At 72.3% G+C, this 18,155-nt stretch carries 14 protein-coding genes; 12 read left to right on the plus strand and 2 right to left on the minus strand.

The annotated features are described in order from the left end of the window. The first annotated feature begins 89 nt into the window (after window positions 1-89). The 12 genes from glgX to treZ all read left to right on the plus strand — a co-directional run bounded on the left by glgX (window position 90) and on the right by treZ (window position 16,535). Window positions 90-2,300, plus strand: a complete 2,211-nt coding sequence (gene glgX / locus J0I43_RS09930) for a glycogen debranching protein GlgX (RefSeq protein WP_292862763.1) — start codon at window positions 90-92, stop codon at window positions 2,298-2,300. Then, a complete protein-coding gene (treY, locus tag J0I43_RS09935) occupies window positions 2,300-4,831 on the plus strand; it encodes a malto-oligosyltrehalose synthase (protein ID WP_292862766.1) in 2,532 nt (843 codons plus the stop codon). The genes glgX and treY overlap by 1 nt, the downstream gene beginning before the upstream one ends. Before the next feature lie 251 nt (window positions 4,832-5,082). Next, a complete protein-coding gene (locus tag J0I43_RS09940; RefSeq protein WP_292862769.1) occupies window positions 5,083-6,738 on the plus strand; it encodes a TIGR04028 family ABC transporter substrate-binding protein in 1,656 nt (551 codons plus the stop codon). Window positions 6,739-6,741: 3 nt separating this feature from the next. Further along, complete coding sequence (locus J0I43_RS09945) at window positions 6,742-7,800, plus strand: ABC transporter permease (protein WP_292862771.1); 1,059 nt, start codon at window positions 6,742-6,744, stop codon at window positions 7,798-7,800. Continuing rightward, the gene (locus tag J0I43_RS09950; protein WP_292862773.1) at window positions 7,797-8,672 is read left to right on the plus strand and encodes an ABC transporter permease; all 876 of its coding nucleotides are present in this window, start codon (window positions 7,797-7,799) and stop codon (window positions 8,670-8,672) included. The genes J0I43_RS09945 and J0I43_RS09950 overlap by 4 nt, the downstream gene beginning before the upstream one ends. Next, entirely contained in the window at window positions 8,669-10,402 is a 1,734-nt protein-coding gene (locus J0I43_RS09955) for an ABC transporter ATP-binding protein (protein WP_292862776.1), read from the plus strand. The genes J0I43_RS09950 and J0I43_RS09955 overlap by 4 nt, the downstream gene beginning before the upstream one ends. Beyond that, a complete protein-coding gene (locus tag J0I43_RS09960; protein ID WP_292862779.1) occupies window positions 10,399-11,475 on the plus strand; it encodes a putative FMN-dependent luciferase-like monooxygenase in 1,077 nt (358 codons plus the stop codon). Before J0I43_RS09955 ends, J0I43_RS09960 begins: the two co-directional genes overlap by 4 nt. Next, on the plus strand, window positions 11,472-12,143 hold the full coding sequence (locus tag J0I43_RS09965; protein WP_292862782.1) for a CMD domain protein: 672 nt from the start codon (window positions 11,472-11,474) through the stop codon (window positions 12,141-12,143). The genes J0I43_RS09960 and J0I43_RS09965 overlap by 4 nt, the downstream gene beginning before the upstream one ends. After that, window positions 12,140-12,760 carry an alkylhydroperoxidase domain protein gene (locus tag J0I43_RS09970; protein ID WP_292862785.1) on the plus strand — a complete coding sequence of 207 codons (621 nt, stop codon included), beginning with the start codon at window positions 12,140-12,142 and terminating at the stop codon, window positions 12,758-12,760. The genes J0I43_RS09965 and J0I43_RS09970 overlap by 4 nt, the downstream gene beginning before the upstream one ends. Continuing rightward, entirely contained in the window at window positions 12,760-13,407 is a 648-nt protein-coding gene (locus J0I43_RS09975) for a VOC family protein (RefSeq protein ID WP_292862787.1), read from the plus strand. The genes J0I43_RS09970 and J0I43_RS09975 overlap by 1 nt, the downstream gene beginning before the upstream one ends. After that, complete coding sequence (locus J0I43_RS09980; RefSeq protein WP_292862789.1) at window positions 13,404-14,624, plus strand: amidohydrolase; 1,221 nt, start codon at window positions 13,404-13,406, stop codon at window positions 14,622-14,624. The genes J0I43_RS09975 and J0I43_RS09980 overlap by 4 nt, the downstream gene beginning before the upstream one ends. A 150-nt stretch (window positions 14,625-14,774) precedes the next feature. After that, window positions 14,775-16,535 (plus strand): malto-oligosyltrehalose trehalohydrolase, encoded by a 1,761-nt coding sequence (treZ, locus tag J0I43_RS09985; protein ID WP_292862791.1) that lies wholly within the window; start codon window positions 14,775-14,777, stop codon window positions 16,533-16,535. 27 nt (window positions 16,536-16,562) lie between these two features. Here treZ and J0I43_RS09990 read toward each other — a convergent pair whose 3' ends face one another. Together J0I43_RS09990 and J0I43_RS09995 are read right to left on the minus strand one after the other, a co-directional pair. Next, window positions 16,563-17,288 (minus strand): GMP synthase, encoded by a 726-nt coding sequence (locus J0I43_RS09990; RefSeq protein WP_292862794.1) that lies wholly within the window; start codon window positions 17,286-17,288, stop codon window positions 16,563-16,565. 52 nt (window positions 17,289-17,340) lie between these two features. Continuing rightward, the gene (locus tag J0I43_RS09995; RefSeq protein ID WP_292862797.1) at window positions 17,341-18,099 is read right to left on the minus strand and encodes a LysR family transcriptional regulator substrate-binding protein; all 759 of its coding nucleotides are present in this window, start codon (window positions 18,097-18,099) and stop codon (window positions 17,341-17,343) included. Between the last annotated feature and the right edge of the window lie 56 nt (window positions 18,100-18,155).

The raw sequence follows: 18,155 nt of genomic DNA on the forward strand, positions 1-18,155 counted from the left end.
GTGCGCGCGGGCGTCCAGGGCCCCGAACCGACACCTGCCGGAAACGTCGGGCCCCGTAGGCTGATCTCACCGAGCAGGGGGAGTTGCATATGCAGGTATGGCCCGGATCCGCGTACCCGCTGGGGGCGACCTTCGACGGCAGCGGCACGAACTTCGCTCTCTTCAGCGAGGGCGCCGAAAAGGTCGAGCTGTGCCTGTTCGGCGACCGCGGCAAGGAGACGCGCGTCGAACTGCGCGACGTCGACGCGCACGTCTGGCACGCGTACCTGCCGACGGTCCAGCCCGGCACGCGCTACGGCTACCGCGTCTACGGCCCCAACGACCCCGCTCAGGGGCTGCGCTTCAACCCGAACAAGCTTCTGCTCGACCCCTACGCGAAGGCCGTCGAGGGGCAGATCGACTGGAACCAGTCGGTCTTCGGGTACACCTTCGGCGACCCCGATTCGCGCAACGATGACGACTCTTCGAGCTCCATGATGAAGGGTGTCGTCATCAACCCGTACTTCGACTGGGCGGGCGACCGGCAGCCGAAGACCCCCTACGCCGAGACGGTCATCTACGAGGCTCACGTGAAGGGGCTGACGGAGCGGCATCCCGACATCCCCGACGAGATCCGCGGCACGTACAGCGCGATCGGGCACCCGGTGATCATCGAGCACCTCAAGCGCATCGGTGTGACCGCGATCGAGCTCATGCCCGTGCACCAGTTCGTCAACGACTCGACCCTCGAGGAGAAGGGGCTGTCGAACTACTGGGGCTACAACACGATCGCCTTCCTCGCGCCGCAGAACACCTACTCCTCCGCCGGCCAGCGCGGTCAGCAGGTCCAGGAGTTCAAGGGGATGGTGCGTGCCCTCCACGCGGCGGGCATCGAGGTCATCCTCGACGTCGTCTACAACCACACCGCCGAGGGCAACCATCTGGGCCCGACCCTGTCGATGCGCGGCATCGACAACGAGGCGTATTACCGCCTCGAGGAGGCGGACAAACGATATTACACCGACTACACCGGCACCGGCAACAGCATGAACGTCGGCAACCCGCACACGCTGCAGCTCATCATGGACTCACTGCGGTACTGGGTGCTCGAGATGCACGTCGACGGCTTCCGATTCGATCTCGCGGCGACCCTCGCGCGCGAGTTCTACGAGGTCGACAAGCTCGCCGCCTTCTTCGAGATCGTGCAGCAGGACCCGGTGATCAGCCAGGTCAAGCTCATCGCCGAGCCCTGGGACATCGGCCCCGGCGGCTACCAGGTCGGCAACTTCCCGCCGCAGTGGACGGAGTGGAACGGCAAGTACCGCGACACGGTCCGCGACTTCTGGCGCGGCGAGCCGTCGACCCTCGGCGAGTTCGCCTCGCGACTGACCGGATCGGCCGATCTCTACGAGCACGACGGGCGACGCCCCGTGGCATCCATCAACTTCGTCACGGCCCATGACGGTTTCACGCTCCGCGACCTCGTCTCCTACAACGAGAAGCACAACGACGCCAACGGCGAAGACGGCAACGACGGCGAGTCGCACAACCGCTCGTGGAACTGCGGTGTCGAGGGCCCCACCGACGACCCGGTGGTGCTGACACTGCGGGCGCGGCAGCAGCGCAACTTCCTCGCGACGCTGCTGCTGAGTCAGGGCGTGCCGATGATCCTGCACGGCGACGAGCTCGGCCGTACGCAGGGCGGCAACAACAACGGCTACGCGCAGGACAACGACATCACGTGGGTCGACTGGGAGCACGTCGATCAGCCGCTCGTCGAGTTCACCGCCGCGCTCACCCGCCTGCGGCGCGAGCATCCGACCTTCCGCCGCAGCCGGTTCTTCAACGGTCGCCCGGTGCGCCGCGAGGAGGGTGCCCCCGTTCCCGACATCGCGTGGCTGCGACCGGACGGCACCGAGATGCAGCCGGACGACTGGGATTCCGGCTTCGGGCGCGCGATCGGCGTGTTCCTCAACGGCGACGGCATCCGTGAGCGGGACCGGCGCGGTCAGGAGATCCACGATCAGCACTTCTTCGTGCTGTTCAATGCCGGCGACGACGACGTGCAGTTCACGATCCCCCGGGCGGAGTTCAGCCCGGAGTGGGAGGTGCTCGTCGACACTGCCGGGCAGCGCGCCGATGAGGTGTCGCTGCGCGGCGGCGACACCGTCGACGTCCCGGCTCGATCGCTCATGGTGCTGTGCCAGCACGAGACCGATGTGCCCGAAGTGGATCACTCCGTCGCCGCGTCGCTCGCGGCGCTGACGACCCCGATCGACATCGTCCCGGCGCCCGCGCCGCAGACCGAACTCCCGCACTGATGTCCGTGCGCCACCACGCAGGAGACGCGCCGACGTCGACCTACCGCCTGCAGGTGCGCGCGGAGTTCGACCTGGATGCCGCGGCGGCGGTGGTCCCCTACCTGCGAGACCTCGGGGTCGGCTGGGCGTACCTGTCGCCGATCCTCCAGGCGGCGGAGGGTTCGCCGCACGGGTACGACGTCGTCGACCCCACCCGCGTCGACGAGGCGCGCGGCGGCGCGGACGGACTCGCGCGGTTCTCGGCGGCGGCGCGGACGGCCGGCCTCGGCATCCTGGTCGACATCGTCCCCAACCACCAGGGCGTCGCCACCCCCGCCGAGAACCCGTGGTGGTGGGACGTGCTGACGTACGGCGAGGCGTCGCGCCACGCGCGTGCGTTCGACATCGACTGGCTGTACGGCGGCGGACGGGTGCGGCTGCCGGTGCTCGGCGGAGAGCTCGACGACGTGATCACGCGCGGCGAGATCACGGTCGCTCCTCCCGCCGGGGGTGCATTCGTCTCGCCCGAGGGTGTATTCGTCTCGCCCGAGGGTGTATTCGTTTCGCCCGAGGGTGCACTCGCCCCGTTCGGGACCGCCACGTACTTCGATCTCACGCTGCCGCTCGCACCGGGCACGGCTCCACAGCAGGCGACGACGGATGCCGCCATCGTGCGCGACGTGCTCGCTCGGCAGCACTGGGAGCTCGGTTTCTGGCGGCGCGAGGCGCAGCTGCTGAACTATCGGCGCTTCTTCACGGTGACGTCCCTCGCCGGCGTGCGGGTGGAGGATCCCGCCGTTTTCGATGCATCGCACGTCGAAGTGACGCGCTGGATTCGCGAAGGGCTCGTCGACGGACTGCGCATCGACCATCCCGACGGTCTCGCTGACCCCGGCAGCTATCTGGACCGGCTGCGCAGCCTTTTCGATGCACCCTCGGCGGAAACGAGTGCACCCTCGGGTGGAATGAATGCACCCTCGGCAGTCGGGACGGGGTACGTCGTCGTCGAGAAGATTCTGGAGCCGGGCGAGGAGCTGCCGGGGTGGTGGCGCACCGACGGCACGACGGGCTACGACGCGCTCGGCGAGATCGATCGGGTGCTCACCGACCCGGGCGGTGAGCGACCGCTGACCGTCGCCGACGCCTTCGCCCGCGGCGCCGCCGTCGACTGGCACGCGCTCATCGCCGACACGAAGCGCACGGTCGCCGACACGTCGCAGGCGGCGGAAGTCGGCCGGATCATCCGCGAGATCCCGGACGGCCAGGGCAGCGCCTTCGACGACGACGAGGAGGCGCGCGAGGCGATCGCGGAGCTCCTCGCCGCGTTCGGCGTGTACCGGGCGTACCTCCCCACGGGGGCCGAGCACGTGCGGGTCGCCGTCGCCGAGGCATCCGCCCGCCGCCCCGACCTGGAGGGACCCCTCGCAGCGGCCGCGCGTCTCATCCGCAGCGAACCGTCGGGCGATTTCGCGCGGCGCTTCATGCAGACGACCGGGCCGATCATGGCGAAAGGCGTCGAGGACCGCGCGTTCTATCGCTTCGGTCGGCTCACCTCGCTGACCGAGGTCGGCGGCGATCCGTCGCAGTTCTCGCTCGCGCCGCGAGAGTTCCACGAGTCTTTCGTGCGTCGGCAGGCGTCGTGGCCGCACGCCATGACCACGCTCACGACGCATGACACGAAACGCTCCGAAGACGTGCGCGCCCGCCTCGCCGTGCTCGCCGAGACCGGTGATCTCTGGTGGCATGCGCTCCGCGAGCTCCGCGCGATCGCGGCGACGGGCGACGGCGCGCTCGACAACGTGCTCTGGCAGGCCGTCGTGGGCGCCTGGTCGGATGACCCGGCCCTCTCCGAGCGCCTGCACGCGTACGCCGAGAAGGCGGCGCGCGAGAGTGCGGTCGGCACGAGCTGGGAGGAGCCCGAGCCCGCCTTCGAGGCGCGCGTGCGCACCCTCGTCGACGCTGCATTCGGCCCCGCGCGCGAGGTCGTCGAACGCGTCGTCGCGGAGATCGGCGCCCCTGGCCGGGTGAACGCCCTCTCCGCGAAGCTGCTGCAGCTCGCGGGCCCGGGCGTTCCGGACGTCTATCAGGGCACAGAGCTGTGGGATCTTTCGCTCGTCGACCCCGACAACCGCCGCCCGGTCGATTACGACGCGCGCCGCGCGCTCCTACGCCGCATCGACGACGGCTGGATGCCGCAGGTCGAGGCCACCGGAGCCGACGCGGGCGCCGCCAAACTTCTCCTCGTCTCCCGCGCGCTGCGGCTGCGCCGCGACCGGCCCGAGCTCTTCACGCGCTACACCCCGCTCGAGATCGTCGGCGCCGCGGCCGCCCACGCGCTCGCGTTCGACCGCGGCGGGGCGATCGCCGTCGCGACGCGCCTGCCCGTCGGACTCGCCGCGCGCGGCGGGTGGGGGGATGCCGCGGTCATGCTCCCCGGTGGGGCGGCCGCGCGTTGGCGCGACGAGCTCACCGGCCGCGTGGTCGCGGGTGGGGCCGCGCCGCTCGTCGACCTGCTCGGGGACTACCCCGTGGCGCTCCTCACGCGCAGCTGAGGGGATGCCGGTCCGCGCTCCGCGAGCCGGTCTGAGCTCGCGAGCGGCGCGCGCCGCGAAAGAGGTGGCCCGAAGTCCCACCTCCGGGGCGGCGAGGGCAGCCTTCGCGCCCCCTATTCCCCGAGCGCACGCTTTCTTACGTTTCATGACAGACCCTTACGTTCCGTGACCGCGGATTGGTGGCGCACCGGGGGCGGGTGGTGGGCTGAGGCATCCCGTTCACAGCCTCACCAGATTTCCAGGAGACTCCCATGTCCCGCTTCACCCGCTCGACCCTCGTCGCGGCATCCGCCGTCGCGGTGGCGGCCCTCATCGCCGGCTGCGCGTCCGGTGCGGGGGCGCCCGCCGCGTCCGACACCGCCGCCGCGCCGCAGTCCGGCGGCACGCTCAGCTACCTCGAGCCGCAGGCGTGGTCGACGCTGTACCCGCCGTCGGCCGGCTTCTACCCGAACGGCGGCATCGTGAACAACATCACCGACCGCCTGCTGTACCAGAACCCCGACACGCTCGAGCTCGAGCCCTGGATCGCGACCGACTACACGGTCAACGACGATGCCACCGAGTACACGTTCGACCTCCGCACCGATGTCACCTACTCCGACGGCTCGAAGCTCACCGCCGCGAACGTGGTGAAGAACATCGACCTCTACGGCAAGGGCGACACGGCCCGTGCGCTCCCCGTCTCCGAGGCGATCAACAACTACGACCACGGCGAGGTCGTCGACGACGACACGGTCGTCTTCCACTTCACCGCGCCCTCCCCGGGCTTCGCCCAGGCGGTGTCCACGATCAACTCCGGTCTGCTGTCGGATGCCACTCTCGATCTCGCGAGCGAAGGCTTCGGTCCCGGCAAGGCGAAGGACATCATCGGCAGCGGCCCGTTCGTCGTCTCCGGCGAGGAAATCGGCACCAAGACGAGCGTCACGGCGCGTGCGGACTACAACTGGGCGCCGCCCTCGCTCGAGCACCAGGGTGCCGCGTACCTCGACGGCATCGACTACATCGTGGCCGCCGAGAACAGCGTGCGCGTCGGCACCGTCGTCGCGGGGCAGGCCGACATCGCCCGCAACATCCCCGCTCCCGATGAGGCGCAGTTCGCCGCTGGCGGGCTCTCGCTGCACGCGGCCGCCACGAACGGCGTCAACAACGGCCTGAGCTTCCGCTTCCGCGAGCCGCGGCTCGAAGACGTGCGCGTGCGCCAGGCGATCATCGCGGGCATCGACCGGCAGAAGATCGTCGACACGCTCTTCACTGCGAACTACCCGCTCGCGACCGGCGCACTCGCGAAGACGGCGCTCGGCTACGTCGACACGTCGAGCTACTACACGTACGACCCGGACAAGGCGGCGAAGCTGCTCGACGAGGCCGGGTGGACGCTCGGCGCCGACGGCATCCGTGAGAAGGACGGCGAGAAGCTCTCGCTCACCTTCAACGAGGCGCTGCCGCAGCCGCGCTCGAAGGACGTCGTTACCCTCATCCAGGAGCAGCTGAAGGAGATCGGCATCGAGGTGTCGCTGTTCGCCGGCGACATGGCCGCGCAGACCAAGGCGTCGACCGACCAGTCGACGATCCAGGTGTACCACTCGATGGTCGGACGCGCCGACTTCGACGTCCTGAAGTCGCAGTACTTCTCGAAGAACCGCAACACGCTGCTGAACCTCAACCCGGCCGATCAGACGGTCGGCGACCCCGAGCTCGACACGCTGCTGCTCGCGATCGCCTCCGAGCCGACGACCCCCGAGCGTCAGGCCGCGTCGGAGGCCGCGCAGAAGTACCTGGCCGAGAACGCCTACATCCTGCCGATCTTCGAGGAGCCCCAGGTCTTCGGCCTCACCGCCAAGGTCCACGGCTTCGACACCGAGTCGGTCGGCCGCCCGTCGTTCTACTCCACCTGGCTCGCCGGCTGATCCATGTCGTATGTCCTTCGTCGTGTAGGCCAGGCGGTCATCGTCCTCGCCCTGGCCTACACGGCGGCCTATCTTCTCCTCGCGGCGCTGCCGGGCGATGCCATCATCGCCCGGTACGCGGCGCCGGAACTGGGGCTCACTCCGGACCAGATCCAGGCGATCCGCGAGGCCTACGGCGCCGATCAGCCGCTCATCGTCCAGTACGTGAAGTCGATCGCCGGGTTCCTCACGGGCGATTTCGGGTACTCGGTGGCGAGCGGCGCGGCGGTCTCCGACCTCATCGCGACGGCCCTGCCGCAGACGCTCGTGCTCGCCGTGCTCGGCCTCGTCGTCGCGGTCTTCCTCGCCGTGACGATCGCGTTCACCGCGACGTACGGCGCGGGCGGGGCGCTCCGCCGGGTGTTCCGCAGCCTCCCGCCGTTCTTCGTGTCGCTTCCGGTGTTCTGGATCGGCATCATCCTCATCCAGATCTTCTCGTTCCGACTGGGGCTCGTGCCCGTCATCGGCGCGGACCCCGTGCAGGCGCTCATCCTCCCCGTGGCGACCCTCGCGATCCCCATCGCGGCGCCCCTCGCGCAGGTGCTCATCCGCTCGATCGACGAAGTACGCGAACAGCCGTTCGTCACGGTCGTCCGCGCGCGCGGCGCCTCCACCTCGTGGCTGCTGTGGCGCAACGTCGCCCGGAACGCCCTCCTCCCGACCCTCACGATGGCCGGGCTCCTCTTCGGTGAGCTCGTCGGCGGCGCCGTCGTCACCGAGACCGTCTTCGCCCGCGCCGGCATCGGCCAGCTCACCGCGCAGGCGGTCGCGAACCGCGACACTCCCGTCCTCCTCGCCGTCGTCGTGATCTCGACCGTCGCCTTCGTCGTCATCAACCTCATCGTCGACCTGCTCTACCCCGTTCTCGATGCGCGCCTGCGCACAGCCTCGACCGGCACCAGGTCGACCGGCGGCACGGCGGCCGGTGCGCGCCCCCGCGGCCGCTCGCGCACCCCCTCCGGCACTGCGCCCTCGGGCACGGAGCCGGAGCGCATCCCCGTCTCGGCAGGAGGAGCCCGATGACCGCTCTCGCCACGACCGCCGGCCTCACCGAGGACCCGATCGGGACATCCCCCGACCGCCGCATCGCGTGGCGGAGCCTCCTCTCCCGCGCCGGCTTCGTCGTCCCGGCGCTCGTCATCCTCCTCGCTCTCCTGTGGGCGCTGTTCCCCGCGCTGTTCACGTCGCAGAGCCCGACGGAGACCGTCGCCCCGGCGCTGCAGGCGCCGACCGCGGAGCACTGGTTCGGCACGGATGCCACGGGCCGCGACCTCTACGCGCGGGTCGTCTACGGGGCATCCAACTCGATCCTCGGCGCGCTCGTCGCCGTCCTCGTCGGTCTCCTCGTGGGCACCGCGATCGGTGTCACGGGCGGAGCGGTCGGCGGAGCGGTCGATGAGGTGCTCATGCGCGTCGTCGACGTCCTCCTCGCGATCCCCGGGCTCCTCCTGTCGCTCAGCGTCGTGATCCTGCTCGGGTTCGGCACGGCGAGCGCCGCCGTCGCGGTCGGAGTCACTTCCATCGCGGTCTTCGCGCGACTGGCGCGCTCGCGCGTCGTGAGCGTGCGGGTCACCGACTACGTCGAGGCCGCCTACGGCTCGGGCGGCACCTTCTTCGGCGTGCTGTGGCGGCACGTGCTGCCGAACTCGCTCACGCCCGTCATCGCGCTCGCCGCCCTTCAGTTCGGGTCCGCGATCCTGCAGATCTCGACGCTCGGGTTCCTGGGCTACGGGGCTCCGCCGCCGACGCCCGAATGGGGCCTGCTCATCGCGGAGGGCCGCAACTACGTCGCGACGGCGTGGTGGCTGACGGTCCTCCCGGGTGTCGTCGTCGTCCTCGTCGTCCTCGCGACCAATCGCCTCAGCCAGGCACTCCGAGGAGGGGATGCCGCATGAGCGTGCAGCCGCTGCTGTCCATCCGCGACCTTGCCGTGCAGTACCGCACGAGGCGAGGACCGGTCGATGCCGTCCGCGGGGTCTCCTTCGACGTCGAGGCGGGGTCGGTCACGGCGCTCGTCGGCGAGTCGGGATCGGGGAAGACGACGGTCGCCCAGACTGTCATCGGCCTGCTCGCCTCGAACGGCGCGGTCACCGCCGGCAGCATCCGCCTCGCGGAGCGCACCGACGGGCTCACCGACCTCGTCGGCCTGTCCGAGCGCCGCTGGCGGCACCTGCGCGGGCGCTGCATCGCCCTCATCCCGCAGGACCCGGGCAACTCGCTCAACCCGGTCGCGACGATCGGCTGGTCGGTCGGCGAGGCCCTCCGCATCCACGGCTGGAAGGATGCCGCGAAGATCCGCGCACGCGTCCTGGACCTCCTCGAGCGCGTCGGACTCGACGATCCCGAAGCCCGTGCGCGCCAGTACCCGCATGAGCTCTCGGGCGGCATGCGTCAGCGCGTCCTGATCGCCGCCGCGCTCGCCCTCGAGCCCGAGCTGATCATCGCCGACGAGCCGACGAGCGCGCTCGATGTCACGGTGCAGCGGACGGTGCTGGACCTTCTCGACGAGCTTCGCGCGGAGACGGGCACCGGCATCCTCTTCATCACGCACGACCTCGCCGTCGCCGCCGACCGCTCCGACCGGATCGTCGTCATGCGCGGCGGCACCGTGCAGGAGGCGGGGGAGACCGCGGCGGTCCTGACGGCGCCCGCGTCTCCGTACACGCGGACGCTCCTCGCCGACGCCCCCTCGCTCGCCCGCGTCGTCGAACGCACGGCGCCGGTCGCCGCGCGGGCGGTCGACACAGGTGCGGATGCCGCGGATGGCGCCGGTGCCGCCGAGCCCCGCGCCCTGGTCGAGGTCGCCCACCTGACGCAGGAGTTCCGCCGCCCGGGGCGCGCGCCCTTCCTCGCCGTGGACGACGTGTCCTTCTCGGTGGCGCGCGGGACGACGCACGCGCTCGTCGGTGAGTCGGGATCGGGCAAGACGACGACGGGGCGCGCGGTCGCGGGCTTCCGCGCGCCGACGACGGGTCTCGTCCGGGTCGGCGACACCGACGTGACCGCGCTGGGGTCCGGGCGGGCGCGACGTGCGTTCCACCGGAGCACCCAGCTCGTCTACCAGAACCCGTACGCGTCGCTCGACCCGCGGCAGAGCATCGCCGACATCCTGACCGAGCCGCTGCGCAACTTCGACATCGGCACGCGTGCGGAACGCGCCGATCGCGTCGCGCATCATCTCGAGCTCGTGTCGCTCGCGCCCGAGATCGCGGCGCGGCATCCTCGTGAGCTCTCCGGCGGTCAGCGCCAGCGCGTCGCGATCGCCCGCGCGCTGATCGTCGAGCCCGAGCTCGTCGTGCTCGATGAGGCCGTGTCAGCGCTCGACGTCACGGTGCAGGCGCAGATCCTGCGGCTGCTCGCGCGGCTGCAGGAGGAGCTGGGCCTCACCTACGTGTTCATCTCGCACGACCTCGCCGTCGTGCGGCAGATCTCCGACACGGTGTCGGTGCTGCAGCGCGGTCGTCAGGTCGAATACGGCTCGGCGCAGTCGGTCTTCGACGACCCGCAGCATCCGTACACGAAGGAGCTGCTCGCGGCGATCCCCGGCGCGTCCCTGCGCGCGCCCGACCCCCACGAGGCCGATCCCCATAAGGCCGATCCCTACAAAGAAGAGGTGTCCGTATGACCGGCCCCAGACTCGGGTTCTTCACCCGCCTGCTCGAGGACGCACCCGCTGCGGACCGCTACCGGTTCGCGCTCGAGCAGATCGATCAGGCCGAGCGGAGCGGCTTCGCCTCGGCGTGGATCGCGCAGCACCACTTCGGCGCGGACGAGGGCGGCCTGCCGTCGCCCTTCGTGCTGCTGGCGGCCGCGGCCGCGCGAACGTCGCGCATCGCGCTCGCGACGGGCGTCATCACGCTCCCGATCGACGACCCGCTCCGCGTCGCGGAGGATGCCGTCGTCCTCGATCAGCTGAGCGGCGGACGCGTCCAGCTGGGGCTCGCGACGGGAGGCACACCGTCGTCGTTCGCGGCGTTCGGACGCGAGTCCGACCGTCGGCGCGAGATCTTCGCGGAGCACTTCGAGGTGCTGCTCGACGCGCTCGGCGGTCGCGGCATCCGCGGCACCGATTCGCACATCTATCCTGCCGCCGGCGACCTCGGCGAACGCATCTGGCAGGCGACGTTCTCGGTGGACGGCGGACGCCGCGCCGGCGAACGCGGCGACGGGCTGCTGCTCTCGCGCACGCAGCCGCGCGGCGAGGCGGGTCCGGATGCGCCGCTGCACACGCTGCAGCTGCCGATCATTGCGGCGTACCGCGACGCGCTCCCCGAAGGGGCGCCCGTGCGCATCCTCGCGTCGCGGACGGCCGTCGTCGTCGACCCGGAGAACCGCACCCGCGCTTTCGAGCTCGCCGAGGTCGGGCTCCGTCAGCTCGCGACGTCCCTCCTGGGCTTCGACCCGGCCGGCCTCTCCATCGACGACCTCGCGCGCCTCACCGACACGCACATCGGCACCGTCGACGAGGTCGTCGCCTCGCTCCAGGCCGACGCGTCGCTCGCGGAGGTGACCGACGTGTCGTTCCAGGTGCACTCGGTCGCCGCGACCCACGAGTTGACCCTGCGCTCGCTCGAGCTCCTCGCCGACGAGGTCGCCCCCCGCCTCGGGTTCGCGACCGGGCCGGATGCCGCCGCCGATCTCCACGCCGCACACCGTGCCCTCGTGGCCGCCGCCCCCGCTCAGGAAGGAACCCGATGACCACCCCCACCGCGACCGCGGCCGACATCATCGATCTGCTCGCCGGCATCGCCCCCGGCGCCCCGCTCGCCGCCGTGCGGGATCAGCGCGCGCAGGCGCGCGAGAACGCCCAGCGCAGCTTCGCGGCGCTGCTCGAACCCGCCGAGCCCGGCACGTTCCCGCTCGCCGAGCGCTACGCCGTCGCCGCCTTCGTCGCGCAGCTGCACGGCTTCGGCGCGGCGACGGCGTTCTACGGAGACCTGCTCGGCGATGAAGCGCCGGAGCTCGTCGCGCCGGTCGCGGCCGCCGCTGCAGTCGCAGCGAGCGACGGCCCCTACGGCGAGTACCGGGAGCCGAAGCTCGCGGCCGAGTCGACGCCCGGCCTGCGGTGGTCGGCGGAGGCGGCGGATGCCGCGGCATCCGGAGCGCTCGGCGCGCGCCTCGCAGCGGCCTTCGCGCACACGCACCTGCTCGTCTTCCGCCCGCGCGAGGCGCGTGCCGATGCGCTCCGCGCGCTCGCGGACGCGTCGTGGAGCGCCGACGACATCGTCTCGCTGTCGCAGCTCGTCGCGTTCCTCTCCTTCCAGCTGCGGCTCGCATGGGGGCTGCGCGTGCTCGCCGCCGCATCCGACGGCGCCGTGGCCGCCTCGACCGCTTCCGCCGCCTCGACCGAAGGAGCCCTCCGATGACCGCGCTCGTGACCGACTACCCCGACCTCGCCCGGCCCGAGGCGTTCACCCAGCAGGGTCTCGGCTGGGTGCCGTGGCTCGAGCCCGTCGCCGAGGACGCCCTCACCGACGTCCAGCGCGAGGCCCTCATCGAGCCCGCGCGCGCGAAGATGCCGTACTTCCGGCTGCTCGCCCGCGACCCCGCCGCCCTGCACGCGCGCACCCTCACCGATCTCGACATCTTCTTCAACGTCTCGGGCGGCATCGGCCGAGCCGAGCGGGAGCTCGCCGCCGCGGCCACCTCGCGCCGGAACGGATGCGTCTTCTGCGCGTCGGTGCACGCCGCCGCAGCGACGCGCGAGTCGGGCCGTGAAGCCGACGTGCAGCGCCTGCTCGACGAGGGCGTGGACGCCGATCTCGGCGACGAGACGTGGAACGCGGTCGTCGCGGCATCCGTCGCCCTCGCCGAGACGCCGCTCGCGTTCGGCGAAGCCGACATCGCGCGCCTGCGCGCCGCGGGCCTCGACGACGCCGAGATCGTCGACGTCATCGGCGGCGCCGCCTTCTTCAACTGGGCGAACCGGCTCATGCTGTCGCTCGGCGAACCCGAAGTTCCCACCCGACAGCGAGGCAACTGATGAGCATCCCCACCCTTCTCGACCACGTCGTCATCGCCGGCCCCGACCTCGGCGCCCTCATCGACTGGTTCGCCGAGCGCACCGGCGTCGTCGCGGCCCCCGGCGGCGCGCACCCGACCGGCACCGCGAACGCGCTCGTCGCCCTCACGGTCGACGGTGCGCGCGGACCGCAGTACATCGAGCTCATCGGCCCGAACCCCGATCGCGCCGAGCCCGAGCTCCCCGCGACCTTCGGGATCTCGTCGCTCGCCGCCCCCGCGGTGCAGGCCTACGCCGTGCACCCGGCCGACATCGAGGCGACGGTCGCCGCGGCACGCGCGGGCGGCTACGACCCGGGCGACGTCAGCGATCTGTCGCGTCGCACCCCCGACGGCACGCTGCTCGAATGGCGCCTCACCCGCGGCGAGGACCGTCGCATCGACGTGCCGTTCCTGATCGACTGGGGCACGACGCCGCAGCCGGGGCTCAGCGACATCCCCGCGATCGAGCTCGTCTCGCTCGTGCGCACCGAGCCCGACCCGGCGCCGCTGCGCGAGGTCCTCGGTGCATTCGGGCTCGGCGATGGACTCGCCGAGGTCGTCGCGGGCGACGCGCCGGGCTTCCGGCTGACGCTGCGCACGGCCGCCGGGGAGATCGTCGAGCTGTGACCGCCGCCGACGAGATCGCCGCGGCCGTCGAGGGCCTGCGCCCCGACCTCGCCCGGCTCGCCCGCGAGCTGTACGACGAGCCCGAGATCGGCTTCGAGGAGCACGCGTCGGCCGCGCGCATCGCGGCGCTCCTCGCCGCGCACGGCGTGGATGCCGAGGTCGGGGCCTTCGGTCTCGACACCGCGCTGCGCGCGTCGGCCGGGGGCGGTGCCGGTGCGGCATCCGCCCCCCATTTCGCGATCATCGCGGAATACGACGCGCTGCCGGGCATCGGGCACGCGTGCGGGCACAACATCATCGCGGGGGTCGCGGTCGGCGCGTTCCTCGCGGCGGCGCCGATCGTCGCGCGGCTCGGCGGGCGCCTCTCGCTCATCGGCACGCCGGCCGAGGAGAACGGCGGCGGCAAGGAGCTCATCATCCGTGCCGGTGGCTTCGACGACGTGGATGCCGCGGGCATGGTGCATCCCTCGAGCGGATCGGGGACCAGCTCGGTGCTCGGCCAGCGCACGACGGGCGTGCGGCGCGTTGCCGTGACGTTCCACGGCCGCGCCGCGCACGCGGCGGGCGCTCCGTGGCTCGGCCGCAACGCGCTCGACGCCGTCGTCACGGCCTACCAGAGCGTCGCGCAGCTACGGCAGCACATCCTCCCGACCGACCGGCTGCACGGGATCATCACCGATGGCGGCGCGGCGCCCAACATCGTGCCCGAGCGGGCGTCGGCCCTGTTCTATGTGCGCTCGGCGGAGGTCGGCGCCCTCCGGGAGCTGACCGATCGCGTCGTCGCGGTGCTCGAGGGCGCGGCTCTCGCCACGGGGACCCGCGCCGAGATCGACGTCGACCCGGTGCCGCCGTATCTGCCGCTGCAGACCAACACGGCCCTGACCTCGCGCTGGACGGAGGCGTTCGCCGCCCGCGGCCACGAGATCCCGCCGCCCGCCGAGCCCCCGCAGGGCGGACCCTCGACCGACATGGGCAACGTCAGCCGGCTCGTCCCCTCCATCCACCCCTCCCTCGGGCTCGGGGGACCGGACGACGTCTTCCCGCACAACGCCGCGTTCGCCGACCTGACGGTGCTCCCGGCGGCTCTCGATGCACTCGTGGATGCCGCGGTCGCCCTCGCGGCCACGGCCGTCGCGTACGTCGCCGACCCCGAGCTGCGCGCCGCCGCGGCGGCCGAGTTCGCGGCATCCGGCGGCCCGTCGCGCTGGGAGGGCTGACCTCGCCCGGGCGCGCGCCGCGCCCGCACGTCCTCCGCAGGATGTCGCGTTCTCCGCAGGCATGACGGCATCCGGGTGCGGAGTACGCGACGATCTGCGGAGTACGTCAAGGGGAGCAGGGCACCGTGTGCGGGCGGGCAGGATGGTCCCATGACGATCGAGGTGTGGGCGCCGCGCGCGGCGCGGGTGCGGCTGCGGCGACCGGGGCAGGGCGACGTCGACCTCGATGCGGCGGATGCGGGCTGGTGGCGCACGGACGTCAGCCTCGCCGCGGGTGACGAGTACGGATTCGTGCTCGGCGGGGCCGAAGGCGAGGTCGGGGCCGAAGGCGACGGTGACGACCTGCCGGCCCGGCCCGACCCGCGGTCGCGACGCCAGCCTCGCGGCGTGCACGAGCTGTCGGCGTGGGACGACGCGGCATCCTTCCCCTGGACGGATGCCGCGTGGCCGGGCCGCGCGCTCGCCGGAGGTCTCATCTACGAACTGCACCTCGGCACGTTCACCCCCGAGGGCACGCTCGATGCGGCCGCCGCGAAGCTCGCCTACCTCGCCGATCTCGGCGTCACTCACGTCGAGCTGCTGCCGGTCAACGGCTTCAACGGCACGCACAACTGGGGCTACGACGGGGTGCTCTGGTACACCGTGCAGGAGGACTACGGCGGGCCCGAGGCCTACCGGCGCTTCGTGGATGCCGCGCACGCGGCCGGTCTCGCGGTGATCCAGGACGTCGTGTACAACCACCTCGGACCCGCCGGCAACTACCTGCCCGAGTTCGGGCCGTACCTGCGGGACGGTCACGCCAACACGTGGGGAGACAGCGTCGACCTCGACGAGCGCGCCGTCCGCGACCACATCACGGACAACGCCGTGATGTGGCTGCGCGAGTACCACGTCGACGGCCTGCGCCTCGATGCCGTGCACGCGCTGCACGAGTCGGGCGCGCAGCCCGTGCACGTCCTCGCGGAGCTGTCGGCCCGCGTCGATGCGCTCTCCGCCGACCTCGGGCGGCCGCTCACCCTCATCGCGGAGAGCGACCTCAACGATCCGATCATGATCACGGCGCGGGATGCCGGCGGCTACGGCATCCACGCGCAGTGGGTCGACGACTGGCACCACGCCATCCACGTCGCCCTCACGGGCGAGACGGCGGGGTACTACGCCGACTTCGCCGACCCGGGGGCACTGCCGAAGACGTGGGCGGGCGGGTTCTTCCACGACGGCACGTACTCGTCGTTCCGCGGGCGCGACTGGGGGGCGCCCGTCCCCCCGGAGGTGCCGTCGTGGCGGTTCGTCGAGTTCGCGCAGGACCACGACCAGATCGGCAATCGCGCCGCCGGTGATCGGCTCAGCCAGTCGCTGTCGTACGACCGCCTCGCGGTCGCCGCCGTCCTCACGATGACCGCGCCCGGCACTCCCATGCTCTTCATGGGGGAGGAGTGGGGCGCCTCCACGCCGTGGCAGTTCTTCACGTCGCACCCCGAGCCCGAGCTCGCCGAGGCGGTGCGCGCGGGGCGGACGGCCGAGTTCGCCGCGATGGGCTGGGACGAGTCGCTCGTGCCCGACCCGAACGACCCGGCGACCTTCGCGCGGTCGAAGCTCGACTGGGCCGAGGCCGCCGAGGGTGACCACGCGCGCCTGCTCGCGCTGTACCGCACGCTCGCGCGGCTGCGGCGGACGCATCCCGAGCTGACCGATCCCGACCGCGCGGGGCAGCGCGCCGAGGCGGTGGGCCCCGGCCGGTGGATCCTGCGCCGGGGCGCGGCGACCGTCTGGGTCAACCTCTCGCCGGAGCCGTGGCGCCCGGATCTCGCACCGGGCGACGCGGTGTGGCTCGCGACGGCGGATGCCGCGACATCCGATGGCCTCGTGCTGCCGCCGGACGCGGCCGTCGTCGTCGGCCCGCGCGCGTAGCCTGCGCGCCCTGCAGCCCTGGCGGGGTCAGAACGCGGTGGCGAAGGCGCGGAGGATCCGCGGGGGCTCGGACAGCGACGCGGCGAGGACCTTCGCGGCGATGCGGTCGTAGTCGGGCGCCGCGAAGTAGCCGCCGTCGCGGTAGACGGCCATGCGCTCCGTGAACGCGTGACCGGTCGGTTCGGGGTGGAACTGCGTCGCGTACAGCCGGTCGCCGACGCGGTACGCCTGCACGGGGCATCCATCGTTCTCGGCGAGCAGCACCGCGCCGGGAGGCAGCGTCGCCGTGCCCTCCTTGTGAGCGGTGAGCGCCGTGAAGCGGTGCGCGAGGGCGCCGAAGAGCGGGTCTGCGCGGCCGTCGGCCGTCAGTGCGACGGGGGTCGGGCCGGTGTCTTCGGGGTAGGCGCGCGTCACCTCGCCGCCGAGCGCTCGGGTCGCGACGCCGATGCCGTAGCACGTGAACAGTGCCGCGATGCGGCCGGCCGCCGCATCGTCGGCGAGGCGTGCGAGGGACGCCTCGAGCCGGCGCTGCGCGTCGGTCTTGGTCTCTTCGGGGTCGGTCACGTTGAACGGGCTGCCGCCGACGACCGCGCCGCGCCACCGCGACGACGCGTCCGCGGGGAGGGGGTCGCGCACGAGATCCCAGCGCTCCAGCTCGTCCTCGCTCAGGCGCATCGCGCTGCGGAACGACTCGTACTCGGCGGCCGCGGCACCCTCCTGTGGGCGCGCGCACAGATACACGAGCGACGTCATGGGGCGAGTCTAAGCGCCTGCGCGACCCGTTCCGTCAGTGCGACGAGTTCCGTCAGCGCGATGAGTTGGCCGTGCGTCCGCGCACGATGCCGATGAACGCGTCTACGAGCGGCGGCGTCGGGCCGTCGCCCGGCCAGACGAGGGCGACGGTCGACAGCGGCCCGTCGGTGAGCGGGCGGTGCGCGGCATCCTTCCGATGGTGCAGGCGCGCGAGCGACATCGGCACGATGACGACGCCGACCCCCGTCGCCGCCGTCGCGACGGCCTCTTCGACGGTCGCGGGCGGCGCGAACCGCGGGGCGACCGCGCCGGGCACGTCGACCGTGAGCGGCGGATGCGCGGGCGTGATCACGACCTCGCCCGCGAGATCGGCGAGCGTCAGCTCGTCAGCCGCGGTGAGGTGCGAATCGGCGCCGCACACGACGACCGGGACCTCGTCGTAGAGGGTGATCGCGTGCAGCCCCGCACGGTCGATCGGCAGCCGTACGAGCGCGGCGTCGACGGATGCCGAGGCCACCGCCGCGCGCTGATCGTCCATTCCGAGCGGGACGAGCTCCAGCGGGACGCCGCTGTACCGCGTCTTCCAGACGTCGATCCACTTTCCCGGCGTCGCGCCCTCGATGGCGCCGAGCCGGAACGGTCCGGGCGGGAGGGCGGATTGCGGGGCGGGTTGTTGTTGTGATCGCGGGGGTGCGGGCTTCTTCGCGGACGGCGCGGGCTTCGACGTCCGCGCGCGCGATGCCGCGCCCGCTCCGCTCTGCCGTCGCGGGCGCCCGGGACCGGGCCGCCCCGCCGCACTCCGCCCTGCCATCCCGCCAGCGTAGCGCGGGCCATCGGGCGCGCTGCGCGCCGATCTTCGCTCCTCGA

The organism is Microbacterium sp. (assembly GCF_017305435.1).
Lineage (GTDB): Bacteria > Actinomycetota > Actinomycetes > Actinomycetales > Microbacteriaceae > Microbacterium.